Genomic DNA, 17,978 nt, shown 5'->3' with positions numbered 1-17,978 from the left:
GAAAACATGAGCGAAGAGCGTTTCCACGGTGCCCGCGTCAGAGAAAACACCGATCTGGTGACAGCCATTGATGACATTGATTCCAGTGTTATCGGGATTGTTGCTGTGGCGGATGATGCTGATGCTGACACCTTCCCCCTGAATAAACCCGTTCTTCTTCATCGGGTCAACGACGTGCTGGGCCTGGCGGGTAAGACCGGTACGCTGTACAAGAGCCTGAAAGCAGTTGCTGACCAGGTCAGCACAAAAGTCATCGTCGTTCGTGTCGCAGAAGCGGAAGTCGGTGAAGGTAAAAAAACGCAGTCGCAGCTGGTAATCGGCGGCACGGAACCCGATGGCACGTATACCGGGATGTATGCCCTGCTGGTAGCAGAACAGGATGAGCGCATTGGATATCGCCCGCGCATTCTGTCAGCGCCCGATCTCGACACGGAAGAAGTGACGTCCTCACTGTGTGTGATTGCAGAGAAGCTGCGTGCCTTTGTGTATGCCGGGTGCAACGGCTGTGAAACGATGGCGGATGCCATCGCCTACCGTGCTACCTTCGCGTATCGCGAACTGATGCTTATCTGGCCTGACTTCATCGCCTATAACCCGGTGTCTGGCAAAAATGAGGTGTTCCCGGCTCCGGCGTATGCCTGCGGCCTGCGTGCCCAAATCGATCACACTCAGGGCTGGCACAAGTCGCTGTCAAACGTCCCGGTAAAAAACGTGCTGGGGATTTCAAAACAGGTGTTCTGGTCGCTTCAGGCTGAAGACAGCGACGCCAACGCGCTGAACAACAAAGAAATCACCACGGTGATTAAGCGTAATGGTTTCCGTTTCTGGGGCAACCGCACACCGGATACCAAAGACTATATCTTTGAAGTCTACACCCGCACTGCGCAGGTACTGGCTGACAGTATCGCGGAAGCGCAGTTTGAAGATATTGATGAACCGCTGACCCCGGCGAATGTGAAAGACGTTATCAGCGGTATCCGCGCGAAGCTTGACAAGCTGGTCACGTCCGGGCGGCTTATCGGCGCTGAATGCTGGTATGACGTGGTGGACAACAGCACCACCGACCTTCGTCAGGGGCGGGTGCGTATCCGCTACAAATACTCGCCAGTGCCGCCGCTGGAAGATCTGACGCTGTACCAGACCTTCACGGATGAATTCTTCGGCCCTGCGTTTGCTTCTCTGGGAGGTGCGTAAATGGCTGTTCCTCACAAACTCCGCCTGTTTACCTGCTTTGTGAACGGTGATAACCAGATCGGGAAAGTCACCTCGTTTACCCGCCCGAAACTCAGCCGCAAGCTGGAAGACTATCAGGGTGGCGGCATGATTGGATCCGTTGGTGTGGATCTCGGTCTGGATGCCGGGGCGCTGGATTCCTCCATTGAATTTGGCGGCGTGATTAAAGCGCTTTTTCTTGAATATGGCGCGGATATTGACGGCACCCGCCTGCGTTTTGCCGGTGAATACTACACCGATGGTGACAGCCAGCTTGTTGAAGTGGAGCTGCGCGGACGCTTTACCGAGCTTGACGGTGGTGACAGCAAGCAGGGGGAAAACACCGTCGAGAAATACACGTTCAAATCGACGTATTACAAATTCTCTATCGACGATAAGCCGATTATTGAGATTGACCTGCTGAACTTTATCTACAAGAAAGACGGCAAGAATATCTACCCTGACCGCATCACGTCTGCCCTGGGAATGGGCTGATAATTAACCCTGACGGCGGCACACCGTTGTGCCGCCCGGAGACTCAACGATGAAAAAAAATGATACTGCACCAGTAACGGCTGAGGGTGGTGTGACGCTGGCCCAGCCGATTGTACGCAGCGAAGAGACGATCACCTATGTGGAGATTAGCGAGGCAATTAAACAGTCCGGCTCTCTGCGTGGCCTGTCGCTCTCTGATGTGCTCAACATGAAAACCGACACACTGGTTACGTTGTTCACGCGCGTGACTTCGCCACGTCTTAAAGAAAACGAAATTAAAACGATGGCCACCGCTGATTTTATCGCGCTCTCTCAGGCGATCGTGCCTTTTTTGGTGCCTACGGGCTCTGGAGCACAGAACGAGCCGGAGACGGAAGCACCGTAACGGTGGTGAAATTCGACCAGATTGAAGAGCTGGTCGCCGATATTGCTGTTGTTTTTAACTGGTCGCGCGCCGATATCTACATGATGGATCCGGGTGAGGTTATCGCCTGGCGCGAACGGGCCGCGCGACGTAGCGGAGCCCGTGAAGATGAAGACACTTGATATCCGTATCGCCTTCAGCGCGATCGATAAACTGACCCGACCTGTTGAGACCGCCCGCCAGAGTGTGGGCGGTCTCTCTGATTCCCTCAAAAAAACGCAGACCGACATTAAATCACTGGGTACGCAGTCAAAAGCGTTTGCCCGCCTGCGCGAAAACTTCACTAAAACCACCGAAAAAATACAGACGGCCCAGCGGGAACTGAACGGACTCCGGCAGGCACAGCAGGCCGGGAACGTGATGACGGACAAACAGCGCGAACACATGGCAATGCTGACGGCAAAGCTGAATCGCCTGAATGAAGTACGCACTCGTGAGAAAGAGAAGCTGCGCGAGGCGACGGCTGTGATGGTCAGGCATGGCATCACACTTTCCGGCAGCGATCGAACCATCCAAAGCGCCATACGGCGTACCGAACAGTACAACCAGACGCTGGAGCGCGAACGGCAGATGCTGGCACGGGTGACGCAGGCGCGTGCACGCTATGACCATGCTCAGCAGACTGCAGGTAAGCTACGCGGTGGCGGAGCTGTTGCCGTAGGGGCCGCTACCGTTGCGGGTTATGGGGCAGGGCGTTTTCTGGAGCCAGCTGTAGGATTTGACAGGGAAGTATCCCGCGTCGGGGCGCTGACGCGTCTCGATAAAACCGATCCGCAGTTTGCTGCGCTGCGCGAACAGGCTAAAAAGCTGGGGGCTGAAACGCAGTTCAACTCCCGTGATGCGGCCAGTGGTCAGGCATTCCTCGCGATGGCCGGATTCACGCCACAGGCCATACAGGCTGCGTTACCCGGCGTTCTCAACATGGCGCTGGCCGGTGGGATGGAGCTGGGCGAAAGTGCCGATATCGGCTCAAATATTCTGTCGCAGTTCAAACTGGATCCGAAAGAGATGGACAGGGTCAGTGACGTGCTGACGGCGGCGTTTACGCGCACCAACACCGACCTGGCAAACATTGGTGAGGCGATGAAGTACGCCGGAACGGGGATGGCCGGGCTGGGTGTCAGCGTTGAGCAGACCACTGCGATGATCGGCGTGATGGCAAACGTGGGGTTGCGTGGCAGCATCGCCGGTACGGGGTTGCAGTCCACGTTCTCCCGTATGGCTGCGCCAACGGGCAAAGCCAAAGATGCGCTCAAAGAACTCGGGGTCAGCGTTGCAGACGCAACCGGGAAAATGCGACCGGCTGAAGTTGTCCTTGCTGATGTTTATAAGGCCGTCAGTAAGTACGGCGATGTGGACAGACTTTCGTTCTTCAAAGACATTGCCGGTGAGGAAGCTGCCAAATCCTTCCAGGCCCTGGTGCAGTCTGCGGGAAGTGGTGAGCTGCAAAAGCTGCTGGCTGAGCTGAAAAAAGCGCAGGGTGAATCTGCAACAGTCGCGAAAAAGATGGCGGATAACCTTGATGGAGATCTGCAGAACCTCGACAGCGCCTGGGAAGGATTTCGCATTCAGATTGAAGAGCTGCTTGACGGGCCACTTCGTGGACTGGTTCAGAGGATCAGTGATGTTGTCGGGGCAATGACTACATGGGCAAAAGAAAATCCCCGGTTAACGCAGACATTACTGATTATCGGCGGCAGTGCGCTGGCCTTTACGGCCATCATCGGCGGATTGTCTCTGGTTGTCGGGGTATTGCTAGGGCCAATAGCAAAGCTGCAACTTGGGTTTGCGTTACTGACCGGAACAAAAGGACTCGGTCGGGCCATCCCGATGTTTGCTCAGTTGCGCGCGCTTATGGGCGGGCCGATGGGAAGTATCAAAGGCTGGCCTGCTGCATTCTCTTCAATGGCTAGGGGGGCTGGCAGACTGACGGGTATTTTGGGCCCGCTGAGAGGGATGTTGCTGGCGGTATTTGCCTCACCTGGTGCCGCGCTGGGCTCGCTTGTACGCGGTATCGCGATGCTGGCGCTTCGCCTTACCGGTCTCCCTGTGTTGTGGGGAATGATCACCGGTGCTGTTTCGGTGCTTGGCGGCGCGCTGTCGCTGTTACTGAGTCCGATAGGTCTGGTCGGTGCGGCATTTGTCGCAGCTGCCCTGCTTATCTGGAAATACTGGGAGCCCATCAAAGCATTTTTTGCCGGTGTGTTCAGCGGCATTATGGAAAGATTGGCGCCACTGCGGGAGTCATTTGCGCAGTTCAGCCCGTTGTTTGACGCAATCAGCAATGGCATCAGTCAGGTGTGGAGCTGGTTTAAAGAACTCCTTACCCCGATGGAGTCCAGCAAAGAGACGCTTGATAAATGCGCCAGCGCCGGGGAAATCTTTGGCAACGTGCTTGGCGGTGCACTGCAACTGGTGCTGACTCCGGCCAAAGCCCTTCTTGATGCCCTGTCCTGGATACTGGAAAAGCTGGGTGTTTTACCCGATGAGGCCGAAAAGACCAGAAAGAAGATTGAGGACGCGCAGCGCACGGCTTTACTACAAGATAAGGTCGCGCTTCTACAGGGTGATATTGCGAAAGTAGCACCCAAAAAAGTAGAAACAGGCACGGTCACACCGCCAGCCGGAAGCACCCCGCTTGGCGGTGATAATGGCACTCAACGGCGACTACAGAAAATATCTGATAACACTGGCGGCATGCTTCAGGAGACGAAAAAACGGATTGGCCCCGGTGATATCGTCTTCAAAAATCTGCCCCGTGCCCTGGCAGTACGTGGTGAGTGGCAGGAGTCAAAACTTGCGCGAACCTCTGCCGCTATCGCTCCGTCGCTTTCCCCGGTTGTTGCAGCGGCAGCGGCACCTGTTGTGCAGGCCATGTTACCCCCGGTCAGACGCCCAGGCGACAGCGCCAGAAATGACAGTGCTGCAGGTGGGTTTAACGGTGAAATTCACGTACATCTGCACAACGTGGTGACGCAGAATCCCCGCGAACTGGCGAAGACTGTGGGGGAAATGGTTAAGGCAGAATTAGACCGGCTGACCCGCGCAGGTCGCGGCAGTTTCCGGGATACAGATTAGGTGAACAGGTGACGTTATGATGATGGTTTACGGTATGTTTGTGTTTGAGCTGAAGACGCTACCCCATCAGCAGCTACAGCAAAATAAATCCTGGCGGCACGTCAAAAACGAGCGAATCAACCGTTCTGCAAGCTGGCAGTACATTGGGGCAGGTGAAGATCAGATCACGCTTTCCGGCGTGCTTTATCCGGAAATTACTGGCGGCGAGGTCTCGCTGACGGTGTTGACCACGCAGGCCTATACCGGACGCCCCTGGCCTTTGATTGATGGCACGGGGCAGATTTACGGTATGTATGTTATCACCGGCTTGCAAACCACCCGATTGGAACTGGACCGTTATGGTAAGGCGAAAAAAATAGAGTTCTCAATCAGTTTTCAGCGTTGTGATGAAGACCTTCGCGAACGGCTTCAGTCTTCCTCTGTCGGTGATCTGTTGACCGGGCTGAAGGATGGTGCCAACACTGCGTATAACTCGATAAACAGCACGTTGTCCTGGTTGGTGTAGCGCTGCGCAGTATTGAGAATAGTCAAATCTGGAGGTGTATTTTACTGACCTCCAGACGCCGGAAACCGCTTATACAAAGTAGAAATACCTACATCAAATATCATAGCCACGCGCTGCCGTGTCTCTCCTACTGCGAGCAGTCGACCCGCCTGTGCCCATTCTTCTGGTGTTAGTTTTGGTCGGCGACCACCAATGCGCCCCTGTCCTCGTGCTGCCGCTAACCCGGCTCGCGTCCGTTCTACAATCAATTCCCTTTCCATTTCGGCCAGTGCGCCCATGACGTGAAAGAAAAAACGCCCCATAGGGGTAGAGGTATCAATACTGTCTGTCAGGCTACGAAAATTAACACCACGCTGGCGCAATTCCTCGATCAGAATGACAAGATGGCGCATGCTCCTTCCCAGTCTGTCCAGCTTCCAGACTACCAGCGTGTCACCTTCCTGAAGCGTCTTTAGCAACCTCTTTAATCCCGGCCTTTCCGCTTTAGTACCGCTTATTTTATCTTCAAAAATTTGCTCACATCCTGCGCTTTCCAGCGCATTTATTTGCAGCATGGTGTTCTGGTCATTTGTTGATACCCGTACATATCCAATCAGCATAGAAAATCACTCCACCTGTAAACGCATTAGCGGCCCGCATTGTATCGAGCAACGTCATTTCTGGCTGTACTGCAGAAAATGGCCAACATAGTCAGAAGTGGTGGTGTGTTCTGGAAAACGTTGGTTTGGAAGATTTAGCAAAAACAAGCGCAAACAACACATTTACTGGAGAAGTGAAATTCACGTTAAGTGTTTCACTTCCAGCCAATACAGCTTACAAAGGGATTGGTTTACAGGCATGGTTTGATTATAAACAAGACAAAGACGACACATTAACAGCGTTATCAGGAAAGGATGTTGCCGGATTACTTTCATATCTCGGCTTAACCAGCGCCGCGAAAACGGATACTAAAAATACATTTACCCAGAAGCAAACATTTTCAGGTTCAGTAGCTCTCCCGTCTGATACAACTCTGAACGGGACCGGACTTGAATATCTTTTTGACAGTAAGTTAGATGCATCTAAGGCACTGGGAACGGGACAGACCTGGGTGAATGTTACCGCTTCACGAACTGCCGGAGTGACTTACACCAACAGCACAACCAGACCAATCTGCGTATCTATTCCTGAGACGGGTGACGGAGACAGAGGGCTCTATGTTGGAGGTGTATTAACGGCGTTTGCGCGAGGGGCAGATTCAGATTCAACATTATTTGCCATTGTGCCACCTGGTGCGCAATACATATTTTCGGGCGCATTTTCTTCATGGGCGGAGTTACGGTAATGCAATATTTCAAAAATAAAAGCAATGCAGTGTTTGCATATGAAGATGACTGTGATGAGGAATTTATTCTGGAAGGGTTAATTAAAATATCGGAACCGGAAGCGATGGGGCTTCTTGCTCCAACTGCTGAGGAATTGATTGCTTCAGCTGAAGCAAAGAAATCCAGACTACGTTCAGAGGCGGATAGTGAAATAGCCTGGCGACAGTACGCCGTTGACAGAGGCAAAGCGACGGCTGAAGAAGCCGCCGACCTGATAAACTGGCAGGACTACCGGCTTGATTTGATGCGGGTTGATACGTCAAAACCTGTCTGGCCTACGCCTCCGGGGGAACAGGCCAGTTAACATGCCCAGGGTCGGTTGTCACATCGACCGCCTTAACTTCATTCTTATACGCCAGCCACGCCGACAGTTTAGCTTTGTTGGCGTCGCTTATTTCACCCAGCATCAGCTCTGTTCGCCAGTCGAGCATTACTTTATCGGCATGGGCCAGCAACTGACTACGCAGTTTTTCAGCGTCGGCTATCGCCGCATTTCGCTGCGCATCCTCATCTGTAACCCACTTAGAACCATCCCATTTATCATACTGAGTGGATGGCGCAACGGTTGTATAGCCTGAACGAATCTCACCTATGTAATCAACGAATTCCGGGGTTCTGTCCATAGTCGAATAGACGGTAATGCCGCGATGGTCTGGCTGGTACTCCCAGCCAGTGCCGTTGAATACAGCTACAAATCCCGACCGTTTCTCTCCTGGAACGATATCCGTTGAATACCCCGGCATGCTGACACCAGGATGAATAAATTCATCAGAGAACCCGCAGTATTCTCCCGTGGCTGCATCATAGTAAAAGCAGACGACATTTCCCGGCTCAATAGCCAGTCCATTTTCATCAAAAACAGGTTTCATTATTTTGCCCTCACCAGACAGTTAAATGCTATTGAGCGTGGTGCGGTTTCACCGGCGCCACCGCTCTGCGTTTTTGTAGATATTTTTGGGGTGGCCACATCGTTTTCTACCGCGACCCAGGTTGAAGACACATCGTCCACGCCAACGGCCATCCTGCCTGTTGGTAACACATGCGTATGCTCCTTGAGGCGTGAGTCCGCCCACCCCAGTAGTGGCTGTATCGGGTTCACGCCGCGCCCATCGTCAAAAATACGAATAAACTCCCCCCGCATATCAGGAATAAACAGACCCGGCCACATCAGCGCCAGTTTTGGATATTCGGCGGCAGAGAACGACGTATTATTGGTTTTCAGAAATACCATATCCGACCATTCCGGCATGACCGTATTTGGCATTGCAGCCAATGGCCAGTAAAACGGGATTCCAATAGGGGGAGCGCCTGCTCCCAAACCAAGGTTTTGGAGAAACTTCGCCACATCTGGAATATCCGCGCCGTTTTGGCTTTTCTGCATCGCGCCGGTGATACGTGCATCATCACCCGCCGCAACGGTATCGGCAGTTGTACCGGTGTTTTTCGTCGAACTGTTACCCAGTTGCAGATTCTGGCGGGCCAGTGCCTGATTAGGTAAATCGGCGAGATTGCGTTCTTTAGCCAGCCGTGCATTCGCGTTATCCATCGCAATTTTTACGGCTTTCGGGGTTGCTGCTTGTGTCTCGCTGTCATCCGTCACGCTGCTGTTAAGCTGCGTAAAACCTTTTGCAGTTGTGGTTGCATCGGGATGGTTACGCGACTGTTCATGGGTACGCATGAGTCCGTCAGCGTAACTCTTCACCTCAATAATTTTATTATCAACATACTGGCGCGTTGCCAGTACGACAGCCGGATCAATCTTCAGTGTTACCACCTCGGTACTACTGACGATCAGGATCACACGGATGGCCTGAACGCGTCCGCTGCCTTCCTGCAACTGCGGTTTGTAGGTCTCCGCACAGTTAGCAACCGCAATCATATCGCCGTCCTTATCAAACAGACCGATTTCACGGATCCACCAACCGCCCACGTCTTCCGGTATGACCTGCTCCGCAATTATCTGACTGGCATTTGCCGGGTCGACGGTCAGCATATTCAGCGGTGCGCGACGAATTTCATGTATCAGCGCGGTCTGGGCCGGATCAGGAGTAGGCAGTACGCCATTGCCATCGCCTACGGCCATCTGGGTGATCTCAACCTTTGTACCCAAAGCCGTGGCTTTTGCCATTTTTGCGGCCCCGATATTGGTTAGCAGGGCAAAATATTTAGTCGCCATTTGCTGCGATCTCCACGGTATCAATAAAATGGACTGCCGCGCCGGTGTAGTTGCCACCGCTCACGGATATGGTTTCAGGAAAATAGGGGTATACGGTCAGCGTATCGCCCGTGTAGCAGCCAGCACCTGCTGTGATGAGGCCCGTTGTCTGCAATGACAGGGTGAGACCTGTCAGGTGTCGACTTCTGGGTTTTGCGTCATCAATCAGGCGCTCAAGTTCGCGGTAGGTTTCCTCTGTGATCCCCTGTTCCTGAATGCCGATTTCAAGCCTGAAGGTGCCCGGCTCCTCGTTGCTCTGCCACCACTCGATCACTCGCAGTAGAAAACCGAAAGGCTCAACGACGCGCTTCAGCGCCGAAATCGTGCCTTTGTGGCGGTGAACGAGCCAGGCGGCTTTAATCACCTGTCGTTTCGTCTGTTCTGACCAGCGTTTATCCCATCTGTCAACGGACAGCGCCCAGGCAAGATAGGGAAGCAGGGCAACGGGGCATTCGTCCGGGTTCCACAGTTTGCGAAGGTCTACCGGAACACGGTCAAGCCGTGTAGTGACTTTCTCCACATCCCGCATGAAGCGACTGGCGGAAGGCGGGAGCAGGCTGTTATTCATCTGTTCCCCCTACCGTGATAGTGAATGACTCGCACCGCGCAGCCTGCGTGTCGTCAATAACGATATCGCTGACAGGCTCCGGTAACTCCACGCGCTGAACGCCCTGCACATGCAGTGCCGCCATAATGGCGGAGCGGGCAACGTCACGACCTATCTTGCCCTGCTGACTTATCCACGACCGTAACGCATCCTCTGCGGCGGTGCGGATGGGTTCAGACTCCGGTCCCGGATAGAGATACAGGACGGCGTTGATGTGATAATTCACGATTCCCGCCGCCTGAACCGTCAGGCGATCTGCGACCGGCCTTTTGTCATCAGCAGACAGCGCTTTATTGACAGTTGCCAGTAATGCCGGGTCTGGCGTTCCGTCTCCCTCCGTGGAAAGCACTGAGACCACGACCACGGCAGGTGACGGACTGGTTGCTTTGGCGTCAGCCACCTTACCGCTGGCGCTTTTGGCAAAATACTCATATGCGCCGGTTGGTCCCGCTACACTCAGCCCTTCGAACGCACTTTGAATACGCAGCCGGTATGCAGCGTCGCTTTCATAGACGGCTTCAGTAGTATCCGTAGCTTCCTGTATGACCAGACGCTGGGTGTTATTGTTGGCCCCCAGATTGTCCAGGTCGCTGAAGTTGGAATGACTCAGCATGCACGCCGCTGCCCCGTCATTGATGCGCTGCATCAGCATCATTTCACGGTAGGCGAATACCTGGGCAATGGCGTTCATCGGTTCAGATTCCAGCTCAAGCGCAGCGGCAACAGCGGCCTGCTGCTCCTGCGGAAATGCTGCAATCATGTCCGCTTTGACCTCAACAAGGATCTCTTCGAAGTCCAGCACTTTAATGATCTGCGGCTTCGGAAGCTGCGATAAGTCAACGCTCGCCATGGCGGCTCTCCCGTAGCGTCATTGTGACGCTGGCCGGTTGCATACTCCGGGTGATAATGCCGGAGAGTTCTGCCACGGCTCGTCCGTCATTTGACCAGCGGATATCAATGGTGTTGAGCGCAATTCGGGTTTCCCAGCGTGCCAGCGCGATAACGGCGGCACTCATGCACTGAAGACGAGTGGCATCATTCTGCGGCTCATCAATCAGATCAGGCACCAGACTGCCGTAATCACGTCGCATCACCCGGCTGGCAAGCGGCGTGGTCAGTATGTCCTTCACTGAATTCCACAGCTGATCGGTATCGTTCAGGGTGCCGGTGCCGTTGGGATTCATCCCTGTGTAAGTCGCCGTCATCTTGTGCCCTCCGTCCAGCTACCGCCTCTTTGCACGCCACCGTGATCGTGGTCGTCGACCTGCACGCCGTTAGAGGTCATTTTCCCGCCGTAGTGCGTAATATCACCGCGCATATCGCCGCCTTCGGTGACTTCAAACGTGGCGGTTTTCAGATGCTTTGTGCATTCCACAACGGGCGTATCCAGCATGACGCCAACAGCCGCCTGAATCTTCGCGGTTTTCATGCCAGTGGCTTCCAGCTCGCTTGCATCGGCGTCGTAGCGGACAACTGCACCGTCCGGTGCCGTTATCACGATTTCTTTCATGCTGCTGCCCGGTGCCGGGTGGTCATTGCTGTACAGACTCCCCAGAATAATGGCGGTCTCCGGGTTGCCTCCGATGCAGGCAATGGAGACCTGCTCACCAACGGAAGGCGGGATCCAGATGTTGAATGCCCCCGCCCGTGGTGTGTTCCAGCGCAGCCAGCCCGTTTCCAGATTTCCGCTACGCACGCGGACACGCCATTTTTTTTCATCAACGGCAAAAATTACGCCGGTGCGAATGATGTTTTCCAGCAGGCGTATCAGTTCGGCGTTCATCGTACGGCACCTCCCAGGCTGTTAATGGTGGCGTTGTAAATCAGACGTTCATCCGCCGCAGACAGGCCCAGCAGTTCACGAACAGGGTATTGAGTCACAACACCCGGCCCGACTTGATCGCGCTGTCCGTACTGGTGCACACGGGCAATACGCGCAGCCACACCGTCATAACCCATGGTCACACCCTGCGCATCAGGGCGCATCTTCATAAACCGCAGCGTGCGCAGGCGCTCAAACATTGGCGCTTTACGGGCTGTGTCTCGGCGCAGCGAGCGCGTGTTAATCTCCAGATAACGATCAATATCGCTGCGGTAAAACGTCCGAATGTCATTACGGTCAGTGTCAAATCCTGTGATGGTGCGCCCGTATTTGCCCCGCCCACCGTGCCAGTTTTTCAGCGTCCGGACTTCGTTATTCCAGACAAACTTAATGCCCTGCTGGGAACGAATGATCCGGCGCTTGCGTTGTGGGTAAGCGGCTCCGTCCGGGCCTTTTTGCGCGCGGATACGCTGCTGTTGGCTGCGGCGGATTTCCTGCCCGATGAGACGGGCCGAGCGAGTCCGCCCAGACGCAGAGATACCCGCAAGGATATCGCTGAATACCTTATCCAGTTCACGAAAGCGATCGTCGCTCATACGGCTGTCTCCCGGTTCACGTCTTCAAACACGGCGTGCCAGTCCCCGCCAGCTGATGGAATACGGGGTTTGGGTTCTGGCAGGTGTTCCGCGTGGACGGTTCCGTCTTCATCGCGGCTGACTTTCACGCGCTCCCGAACCGGGATTTCATAGAGAATATCGGCGCTGTCGTCGTCATTGATGGCGACTGAAAACTTAACATCTTTGTTATTCTCCGGATTAAGCAGCAGGTCTGGCTGGTTGCGCCAGAGCCACGCCATCAGCGGTAAGGTGAAGTCGTCGATATCGCCCGGAAAATCCATAGCGAAAAACACCAGGTTATAGCGATAGGCAAAAGAAGGTGTTTCGCCGGTTGTCTCAATACCGCCGCTTTCGACAAATACTGTGAACTTCTCCGGGTTGGCTTTACACCAGCGGCTGGCGCGGACCATTGCTTCACGCAGTGAGTTAATTTTCAGCATGGCGGCACCTTTTTAACGCGCGAAGCGCTCAATCACGCCCGCAATGATCAGCAGATAAATAAGCGTCCAGAATGGATGCTCAGCAATAAAATCAAATAACGTCACTGTCTGGCTCCTGTGTTCTCAGTCAGTCGTTTAAGGCGGCGAATATCGAGTTCACTAATCGCAGCCTTATCGGCATTACAGCTATCCAGCGCATCGCGAAGGCGATCACTCCAGTTGGCTATTCCGCCCCAGGTAACGGGGCTTGCCAGTTCCGGCTGCGGCGTCGCGGCTGTCAGGCTTTCCGGCACTGGCTCGTGCACTATCTGTACCCGTGGTACTGGCTGGGCGTTTTTGCAGGCTGTTACTGACAGCAACAGGCACCACAGTGTTAGCGCACGTATCGTTTTTCGTTGCTTCGCGCATCTGATCACGTCTGATTTCCCCCTGTGCATTTCGTCGCTGTTCATCTGCCTGCCGTTGTGCCAGCAGAGCAGTGACGTCTGCTTTTATTGCCCGCAGTTCACCCATGATTTCGCCGGTACTTTTCAGCTCACGGGACAACTCATCATTGCGTACCGAATCTTTTCCACGCTGGTTTGTCTGCCAGAGCAAGCCGCCCGTGACCAGCGCCAGCAGCAGGCAAAGTGTGATTGTCTGATTCATCGCTGTGCCTCAACATCTCGCAGGCACCAGGCCTTAAAATCGGTGCGGCGGTTGAATAATCCCGGCACACGCTTCCCGCTGCTGTTAACAAAATCGGTCAGCCGGTCGCACACAGGAGCCCACTGGTGCGCCTGTGCCAGTTTCCAGATAGTGGTGCGCTGGCGCATTCCATTTCTGTCCTTGAACCACATCAGGCCAGAACAGCCCAGGTTGTAGGCCGCGTCCGTCATGGACTCAAACGCAGACTGTGGCATATCCGCACCGTTAAAATTCTGGTTAATGCAGTTCTCTGCATGACGCAGGTCATTAACCCAGCGCTTCGCCACTTCGCTTTCGCTGTACAGTCGGTTCTGCACATTGCCAGTTGATCCACAGCCGACCGTTGCCACTCCCGCAATGTCACGGTATGGGGTGGCGCTGCAATCTTCCCACGTGGCAATTTTCACCTGCGCTTCTTCGGATGTACGCAGGGCTTCCGGAGCCAGCGAGATCCCCAGTGCAACAATGACGGCGACGGCGTAGCGCTTAACGGGAAGATTCATCGGCATGCCCGTCATGCTGTAACAGATCAAGCGCCCGGCGTTCTTCTTCGTACAGGCTCCTGGCTTCAGACTGGCTGAGGATCTGTGCAATCAGATCGTTACGGCGCTTTTGCGCCCGTTCCATCCTGCCACGGTGCAGCCAGGCGCGGGCCAGCGAAAGTGCCCCTAACAGCAGACCCGCCATCGCGATCTTTTCGCTGATAGTCATTACGCCGATACCGGTGACCACCACCGACATGAAAAAAGTGATGTGGTCATGTATCCGCTGGAATATATTCAGCCCCATAGCTGTACCATCTCCCGTTGTTTCTTTTGCTCCTGATCCGGTAGTTCCACCTCCTGACCAGGATTAAGGAATAACTGTCCACTCAGCCCAGGATTGGCTGCGATCACTTTCTCCGTCATCCCCTGCGTGGTGCCGTAATGACGCCAGCACAGTAAATCCACGGTATCGCCCTGTAGTGCCTTCACTTTCATCAGCAAAGCTCCGCCCAGATACGCTGAGCACCGCGAATATCGGCAATAGCCCAGCGAACGTCGCGCCAGAGGTCTTCCGCCTGCGTGTCCAGCGCATCGGCTTTCCGGTCGCTCTTGTTGGTCGTGTCCACGTCGCGGGCGTTCTCAAGAATAAGTGCGCGCGTGGCGGCGTAGACCGCACGGCGGTAGCGGTGAATATTGATGCTCTCGCCGTTTATTTTTCGCGGCGGTATTTCAGGTTCACCATTCGGTTTAATGGTCGGGGCATCCGCCAGCGTGCTGTAGCCTTCTGCCAGTTGTTGCTGCTGCCACTCCTGAAGCTCATCGGTAACATGCGCGACGGCTTCGGTGGTGACATACATCAGCCGTGAAGTGGTTGTCCTGCCCGGAATGCGGCTGGCAAGACGCAGCTCCCGAAGCACAATGTCAGGCCAGAACGCTCCGGCAGTGACTTTCTCTTCACCGTCATCAATATCGGTGGTGTCGTTTTCTGCCGGTTCTACTCTGGGTTTTGCCACCATGCTCATAAGGTGCTCTCCGGAAAAATCAGGCGGTGGGCGACCGGTAAAAAGAACACGGAGAGGGTTCAGATCGCCGGTCGCGCCGCCTGTCGACGGGGGTCGAAGTCGTTAATTATTTTTTCGTGCTCTTGCGGGCGGCACTGGCCTTCCCGGTGGTTGTTTTGCGCGGCGCTCTGCTGGCTTTAGTCTTTTCAGGCTCTTTCTTTTCTGCAGCAGCGTCACTTTCGGTGGTAGTGGACACATCACTACCAGCACCCTGAACCTTTTTAAGTGCGCGGGTTAATGCGGCGATCTCGCGCTTAACACCGGCGTTCGGGTTGAGGTGCATCGCCTGGCGAAGCAGCTTCAGCGCAGCGCCCTGCGTCTCCGGGTCAGTGGAGGTGCGACGGGCGAAGGCGCAGGCTTTACAAAGTTTGGCAAGCACCTCATCAGGCATATCACGGTTCGCGACCATCTCCCACAGCGTATCCAGCGGGGTGATGAAGCCGGATAAATCTGCGTCCGGGTCGGTGCCTGCCAGCGTCAGGATCGGATTGCTGATCTCTTCTGTCAGTACCGTCGCGGCATCACGCCCGAAATTGTCAGGCAGACTGAGGTTATGGCGTATTACGTACTCACCGATACGCAGGGCAAGCGTCAGATCGCCACAGTCGACCGCCCATACCATCAGGGTGGTGATCACTTCATCCTGGCGACCGCTGTCGCCTTCAAGCGTGCCGTCAATCCATCCGGCAAAATCGGGCAGAAGTTCTTTTTTAACGTCCGCTTTTGCTGCCCTGGACTGGATCCCGCTTAACCGTGACTGCGCAAGGCGAAGGCGGTACAGGATCTGCTCGTGTGCAGTACGCTCGCCCAGGGTTTCTTCACCGTTGTTGAGCCCTGTACGCTGCGCCATGACGTTCTGAAAATGTTTCTGTGCCGGTGTCAGCATCAGTTATGTCCTCCGTTATGACGGGCGCATTGCCTGCGCCCGTGCCGTCAGTTACGCACCGCCACCTTCAGCAGGGGCGTCGGCAAACTTAATACCCTGAATCAGTGCACTTTTGCCGTAGTCCTCCACCACGTAGGCATCGTTCATCGACTGGTAGGTTGCGATACGGTTGTATTCCGGCTCTTCCCTCATCAGGCGGCGCAGAGACCCCTTCTGGAAGTAGATCGACAGGTTGCTGAAGGAGGTGATCAGCATGGCGTCTTTCGGGAAGAATGGCGCAAGGTACACTGGCAGACCGCCGATAAAGCGCGAGGAGATAATCAACTGCCCGGCCATCAGTTCTGTATTCGGGTTGGTGGTGCTCATCGCGTTAATCAGCGGCAGGCGCAGGGTGTTGAACAAATCACGCCCCATCAGCACCACCAGATCCGGCGCGTCTTTGTGCCATTCATCCAGCAGAGAAGAACGGACGTCCTGCACCAGTGCATCCGGATTACCATACTGTCCCTTTGCGGTGACTTTGTTATCCATGTCGCGTGTGGAAATGGTCACATCTGACATGACACGGGCCGCTGCATGCTTACGAATTTGTTCCATCCAGCCGGTGTTCACATCCTGAAGCAGCGGGTTAGTGGCGAAATCGGAGATCAACGCATGCGAGGTGCCGTTAAAACCGATCATGATGCGGTCAAGCGCAATCTGTCGGGCAATTTGCTGGCTGACGCGGGCCTGAAAATCAGCGTGAGCGCTCCAGGCATCAAGCTGTGAATAGCTGATGAAAGTATCGTAGTTGACCTGCTCACAGCGGTAGCGACGTGCAGCCAGCTCGTGAGTACTCACCGGGTTACGGCGCTTCACTCCGTCGCTGCTGGAGTTGGTGCGGGCAATCGGCCCGGTGGTATCAACCAGGACTTTATCGCCTTCCTGATCGTCAACGCCGATGACGTTAATCTTTTGCGTCAGTTCGGTGCTTTCTTTGGCGGCATTTTCCAGCCGCTGCTGCACTGACGGATCCACCGAATAGCGTTTAGTCAGGTTGCTGACGGTCACGCCGCTCAGTTGCGCCTGACGCTGCATGTACAGCTCAAGCTGCGTGCGGGTATTCCCGGAAAGTACGATTGTCATTAGTCTGTCTCTCTTCGTTAAATCAGTAATCAACCAGCTGCGCGCCATTACCACCGGTGGCAGCAAAGCGGGACGCCTGGTCACTGTCCTGGGTCTGCAACTGTTCCCGCAGGGTGGTTAATTCACTGGTGAGTTTTTCAACCTTCTGGCTGGCTTCGCTGTTCTTCTTCTCCAGTGAATTGAAGCGATCGAGGAGGTCAGAGTGAGACTGCGCCACATTTTCAACGGCCTCACGCACCTGGCTGAACTGCTCGCTGTCGGATTTGCGGCCTTTGCCGATGAGGTCCATCACGCGACTGAGCCACTGCTTGCCTTCTTCAGTGCGCTGCTGCGTCAGTTCGATAACCTCCGCCTCCATCGCTTCGGTAAACATCGGTGGCTCGGTTTGCTGGTTATTGAACGCCATGACCTGTGCGCGTTGCTGAGCGGCAAATTTCAGACGGTCAGTGCCAAGGCTGGCCGGGGTGTCCGTCATGGCGAGCCCGACAACATAGGCGTTGCCGTTCAGCGCAAACTGCGGGTGTAGTTCAATGCTGGAATACACCTTTTTGCCTTCATCGGTGAGCTGCTTCATACGTGCCGAAGGCTCGATCTCCGCATAAAGTGCGGTGCGGCCTTTCAACGGGCCATCGGTAATATCTTCGGCGCTGAGTCCGGTAACGTCCCCCATTGCGCTGAAGTCGCTGTTAGGAAGCATTGACAGGTAGTGCTCCACGTTCACACGCGCAGCGTAAACGCTCGGGTCATAACTTTCTGCTGCCGCTTTCAGGTGTTCGCCGCTGATTTCGCGACCGTCAACGGTGGCGCCAGAAACGGCGACGCGAAACTTTTTGCGGGCTGGTTTTGCGGTGCTCGCCATGCTGATTGTCCTGTTACTGGTTGGTTTATGGTCATGATGACAGAGCGTAAGTTGCTGTCTCAACGTGCTTTTGTTGTCGCTGAAGGCACAGAACTG

Annotated in this window: 25 protein-coding genes and 1 pseudogene; 8 read left to right on the top strand and 18 right to left on the bottom strand. The window is 54.8% G+C overall.

Features of this window, described 5'->3' with window-relative positions; genetic code table 11:
• The first annotated feature begins 6 nt into the window (after positions 1 to 6).
• From HV261_RS20250 to HV261_RS20225, 6 genes are read left to right on the top strand one after another with little or no spacing between them, the layout of a single operon-like run.
• On the top strand, positions 7 to 1,194 hold the full coding sequence (locus tag HV261_RS20250; protein WP_202039269.1) for a phage tail sheath subtilisin-like domain-containing protein: 1,188 nt from the start codon (positions 7 to 9) through the stop codon (positions 1,192 to 1,194).
• Positions 1,195 to 1,707, top strand: coding sequence for a phage major tail tube protein (locus tag HV261_RS20245; protein WP_003835886.1), 513 nt, complete (start codon positions 1,195 to 1,197; stop codon positions 1,705 to 1,707). It abuts the gene before it with no gap.
• A gap of 49 nt (positions 1,708 to 1,756) precedes the next feature.
• Positions 1,757 to 2,092, top strand: coding sequence for a phage tail protein (locus HV261_RS20240; RefSeq protein WP_202039268.1), 336 nt, complete (start codon positions 1,757 to 1,759; stop codon positions 2,090 to 2,092).
• Between the two features lie 2 nt (positions 2,093 to 2,094).
• Positions 2,095 to 2,253, top strand: a complete 159-nt coding sequence (locus HV261_RS20235) for a GpE family phage tail protein (protein WP_416054667.1) — start codon at positions 2,095 to 2,097, stop codon at positions 2,251 to 2,253.
• Positions 2,240 to 5,209 carry a phage tail tape measure protein gene (locus HV261_RS20230; protein ID WP_202039267.1) on the top strand — a complete coding sequence of 990 codons (2,970 nt, stop codon included), beginning with the start codon at positions 2,240 to 2,242 and terminating at the stop codon, positions 5,207 to 5,209. The genes HV261_RS20235 and HV261_RS20230 overlap by 14 nt, the downstream gene beginning before the upstream one ends.
• A 16-nt stretch (positions 5,210 to 5,225) precedes the next feature.
• Entirely contained in the window at positions 5,226 to 5,714 is a 489-nt protein-coding gene (locus HV261_RS20225) for a phage tail protein (protein ID WP_202039266.1), read from the top strand.
• A 41-nt stretch (positions 5,715 to 5,755) separates the two neighbouring features.
• Here the strand turns inward: HV261_RS20225 and HV261_RS20220 are convergent, their stop codons facing one another.
• Positions 5,756 to 6,313 carry a recombinase family protein gene (locus tag HV261_RS20220; RefSeq protein WP_202039265.1) on the bottom strand — a complete coding sequence of 186 codons (558 nt, stop codon included), beginning with the start codon at positions 6,311 to 6,313 and terminating at the stop codon, positions 5,756 to 5,758.
• A gap of 251 nt (positions 6,314 to 6,564) precedes the next feature.
• Between HV261_RS20220 and HV261_RS27545 the strand changes: the two are divergent.
• Positions 6,565 to 7,038: pseudogene (locus HV261_RS27545) on the top strand (hypothetical protein); the annotation flags it as partial.
• Positions 7,038 to 7,382, top strand: coding sequence for a tail fiber assembly protein (locus HV261_RS20210; RefSeq protein WP_163190295.1), 345 nt, complete (start codon positions 7,038 to 7,040; stop codon positions 7,380 to 7,382). The pseudogene HV261_RS27545 and the gene HV261_RS20210, both read left to right, overlap by 1 nt.
• On the opposite strand, the gene HV261_RS20205 is transcribed toward HV261_RS20210, so the two are convergent.
• From HV261_RS20205 to HV261_RS20130, 17 genes are all read right to left on the bottom strand, one after another.
• Complete coding sequence (locus HV261_RS20205) at positions 7,354 to 7,947, bottom strand: tail fiber assembly protein (RefSeq protein WP_163190293.1); 594 nt, start codon at positions 7,945 to 7,947, stop codon at positions 7,354 to 7,356. The genes HV261_RS20210 and HV261_RS20205 overlap by 29 nt on opposite strands.
• On the bottom strand, positions 7,947 to 9,254 hold the full coding sequence (locus tag HV261_RS20200; RefSeq protein ID WP_202039264.1) for a phage tail protein: 1,308 nt from the start codon (positions 9,252 to 9,254) through the stop codon (positions 7,947 to 7,949). Before HV261_RS20200 ends, HV261_RS20205 begins: the two co-directional genes overlap by 1 nt.
• Complete coding sequence (locus tag HV261_RS20195) at positions 9,244 to 9,861, bottom strand: phage tail protein I (protein WP_202039263.1); 618 nt, start codon at positions 9,859 to 9,861, stop codon at positions 9,244 to 9,246. The genes HV261_RS20200 and HV261_RS20195 overlap by 11 nt, the downstream gene beginning before the upstream one ends.
• Entirely contained in the window at positions 9,854 to 10,750 is an 897-nt protein-coding gene (locus tag HV261_RS20190) for a baseplate assembly protein (RefSeq protein ID WP_202039262.1), read from the bottom strand. Before HV261_RS20190 ends, HV261_RS20195 begins: the two co-directional genes overlap by 8 nt.
• A complete protein-coding gene (locus HV261_RS20185; RefSeq protein ID WP_202039261.1) occupies positions 10,737 to 11,105 on the bottom strand; it encodes a GPW/gp25 family protein in 369 nt (122 codons plus the stop codon). The genes HV261_RS20190 and HV261_RS20185 overlap by 14 nt, the downstream gene beginning before the upstream one ends.
• Positions 11,102 to 11,683, bottom strand: coding sequence for a phage baseplate assembly protein V (locus HV261_RS20180; RefSeq protein ID WP_202039260.1), 582 nt, complete (start codon positions 11,681 to 11,683; stop codon positions 11,102 to 11,104). The genes HV261_RS20185 and HV261_RS20180 overlap by 4 nt, the downstream gene beginning before the upstream one ends.
• Positions 11,680 to 12,318, bottom strand: a complete 639-nt coding sequence (locus HV261_RS20175; protein WP_202039259.1) for a phage virion morphogenesis protein — start codon at positions 12,316 to 12,318, stop codon at positions 11,680 to 11,682. The genes HV261_RS20180 and HV261_RS20175 overlap by 4 nt, the downstream gene beginning before the upstream one ends.
• Positions 12,315 to 12,779: a phage tail protein gene (locus tag HV261_RS20170; protein ID WP_137376709.1), complete on the bottom strand. Its 465-nt coding sequence runs from the start codon at positions 12,777 to 12,779 to the stop codon at positions 12,315 to 12,317. Before HV261_RS20170 ends, HV261_RS20175 begins: the two co-directional genes overlap by 4 nt.
• 101 nt (positions 12,780 to 12,880) lie before the next feature.
• Positions 12,881 to 13,072: an Rz1-like lysis system protein LysC gene (lysC, locus tag HV261_RS28035; protein WP_420921483.1), complete on the bottom strand. Its 192-nt coding sequence runs from the start codon at positions 13,070 to 13,072 to the stop codon at positions 12,881 to 12,883.
• Complete coding sequence (locus tag HV261_RS20165) at positions 12,990 to 13,427, bottom strand: DUF2570 domain-containing protein (protein ID WP_202039258.1); 438 nt, start codon at positions 13,425 to 13,427, stop codon at positions 12,990 to 12,992. Before HV261_RS20165 ends, lysC begins: the two co-directional genes overlap by 83 nt.
• Complete coding sequence (locus HV261_RS20160; RefSeq protein WP_202039257.1) at positions 13,424 to 13,969, bottom strand: lysozyme; 546 nt, start codon at positions 13,967 to 13,969, stop codon at positions 13,424 to 13,426. The genes HV261_RS20165 and HV261_RS20160 overlap by 4 nt, the downstream gene beginning before the upstream one ends.
• Positions 13,953 to 14,255 carry a phage tail protein gene (locus tag HV261_RS20155; RefSeq protein ID WP_137376706.1) on the bottom strand — a complete coding sequence of 101 codons (303 nt, stop codon included), beginning with the start codon at positions 14,253 to 14,255 and terminating at the stop codon, positions 13,953 to 13,955. Before HV261_RS20155 ends, HV261_RS20160 begins: the two co-directional genes overlap by 17 nt.
• Positions 14,246 to 14,446, bottom strand: coding sequence for a tail protein X (locus HV261_RS20150; protein WP_137376705.1), 201 nt, complete (start codon positions 14,444 to 14,446; stop codon positions 14,246 to 14,248). The genes HV261_RS20155 and HV261_RS20150 overlap by 10 nt, the downstream gene beginning before the upstream one ends.
• A complete protein-coding gene (locus HV261_RS20145; RefSeq protein ID WP_202039256.1) occupies positions 14,446 to 14,973 on the bottom strand; it encodes a head completion/stabilization protein in 528 nt (175 codons plus the stop codon). The genes HV261_RS20150 and HV261_RS20145 overlap by 1 nt, the downstream gene beginning before the upstream one ends.
• Before the next feature lie 106 nt (positions 14,974 to 15,079).
• Positions 15,080 to 15,898, bottom strand: coding sequence for a phage terminase small subunit (gpM, locus tag HV261_RS20140; protein WP_202039255.1), 819 nt, complete (start codon positions 15,896 to 15,898; stop codon positions 15,080 to 15,082).
• 51 nt (positions 15,899 to 15,949) lie between these two features.
• Positions 15,950 to 17,023 carry a phage major capsid protein, P2 family gene (locus HV261_RS20135; protein ID WP_202039254.1) on the bottom strand — a complete coding sequence of 358 codons (1,074 nt, stop codon included), beginning with the start codon at positions 17,021 to 17,023 and terminating at the stop codon, positions 15,950 to 15,952.
• A 22-nt stretch (positions 17,024 to 17,045) separates the two neighbouring features.
• On the bottom strand, positions 17,046 to 17,882 hold the full coding sequence (locus HV261_RS20130) for a GPO family capsid scaffolding protein (RefSeq protein WP_202039253.1): 837 nt from the start codon (positions 17,880 to 17,882) through the stop codon (positions 17,046 to 17,048).
• Between the last annotated feature and the right edge of the window lie 96 nt (positions 17,883 to 17,978).

Origin of the sequence: Citrobacter sp. RHBSTW-00671 (assembly GCF_014103415.1) — a bacterium.
GTDB lineage: Bacteria > Pseudomonadota > Gammaproteobacteria > Enterobacterales > Enterobacteriaceae > Citrobacter.
The sequence above is the reverse complement of the archived record's forward strand: the minus strand, read 5'-3'. Positions and strand labels throughout refer to the sequence as shown.

Bases quoted from the DNA above. Each gene is read 5' to 3' on its own strand.
- HV261_RS20225 (WP_202039266.1), top strand. From the start codon at position 5,226: ATGATGATGGTTTACGGTATGTTTGTGTTTGAGCTGAAGACGCTACCC.
- HV261_RS20165 (WP_202039258.1), bottom strand. From the start codon at position 13,427: ATGAATCAGACAATCACACTTTGCCTGCTGCTGGCGCTGGTCACGGGC.
- HV261_RS20250 (WP_202039269.1), top strand. From the start codon at position 7: ATGAGCGAAGAGCGTTTCCACGGTGCCCGCGTCAGAGAAAACACCGAT.
- HV261_RS20220 (WP_202039265.1), bottom strand. From the start codon at position 6,313: ATGCTGATTGGATATGTACGGGTATCAACAAATGACCAGAACACCATG.
- HV261_RS20170 (WP_137376709.1), bottom strand. From the start codon at position 12,779: ATGCTGAAAATTAACTCACTGCGTGAAGCAATGGTCCGCGCCAGCCGC.
- HV261_RS20185 (WP_202039261.1), bottom strand. From the start codon at position 11,105: ATGACGGCGACTTACACAGGGATGAATCCCAACGGCACCGGCACCCTG.
- HV261_RS20155 (WP_137376706.1), bottom strand. From the start codon at position 14,255: ATGGGGCTGAATATATTCCAGCGGATACATGACCACATCACTTTTTTC.
- HV261_RS20175 (WP_202039259.1), bottom strand. From the start codon at position 12,318: ATGAGCGACGATCGCTTTCGTGAACTGGATAAGGTATTCAGCGATATC.
- gpM (WP_202039255.1), bottom strand. From the start codon at position 15,898: ATGCTGACACCGGCACAGAAACATTTTCAGAACGTCATGGCGCAGCGT.
- HV261_RS20130 (WP_202039253.1), bottom strand. From the start codon at position 17,882: ATGGCGAGCACCGCAAAACCAGCCCGCAAAAAGTTTCGCGTCGCCGTT.
- HV261_RS20150 (WP_137376705.1), bottom strand. From the start codon at position 14,446: ATGAAAGTGAAGGCACTACAGGGCGATACCGTGGATTTACTGTGCTGG.
- HV261_RS20135 (WP_202039254.1), bottom strand. From the start codon at position 17,023: ATGACAATCGTACTTTCCGGGAATACCCGCACGCAGCTTGAGCTGTAC.
- HV261_RS20210 (WP_163190295.1), top strand. From the start codon at position 7,038: ATGCAATATTTCAAAAATAAAAGCAATGCAGTGTTTGCATATGAAGAT.
- HV261_RS20190 (WP_202039262.1), bottom strand. From the start codon at position 10,750: ATGGCGAGCGTTGACTTATCGCAGCTTCCGAAGCCGCAGATCATTAAA.
- HV261_RS20200 (WP_202039264.1), bottom strand. From the start codon at position 9,254: ATGGCGACTAAATATTTTGCCCTGCTAACCAATATCGGGGCCGCAAAA.
- HV261_RS20160 (WP_202039257.1), bottom strand. From the start codon at position 13,969: ATGAATCTTCCCGTTAAGCGCTACGCCGTCGCCGTCATTGTTGCACTG.
- HV261_RS20245 (WP_003835886.1), top strand. From the start codon at position 1,195: ATGGCTGTTCCTCACAAACTCCGCCTGTTTACCTGCTTTGTGAACGGT.
- HV261_RS20180 (WP_202039260.1), bottom strand. From the start codon at position 11,683: ATGAACGCCGAACTGATACGCCTGCTGGAAAACATCATTCGCACCGGC.
- HV261_RS20195 (WP_202039263.1), bottom strand. From the start codon at position 9,861: ATGAATAACAGCCTGCTCCCGCCTTCCGCCAGTCGCTTCATGCGGGAT.
- HV261_RS20230 (WP_202039267.1), top strand. From the start codon at position 2,240: ATGAAGACACTTGATATCCGTATCGCCTTCAGCGCGATCGATAAACTG.
- HV261_RS20205 (WP_163190293.1), bottom strand. From the start codon at position 7,947: ATGAAACCTGTTTTTGATGAAAATGGACTGGCTATTGAGCCGGGAAAT.
- HV261_RS20240 (WP_202039268.1), top strand. From the start codon at position 1,757: ATGAAAAAAAATGATACTGCACCAGTAACGGCTGAGGGTGGTGTGACG.
- HV261_RS20145 (WP_202039256.1), bottom strand. From the start codon at position 14,973: ATGAGCATGGTGGCAAAACCCAGAGTAGAACCGGCAGAAAACGACACC.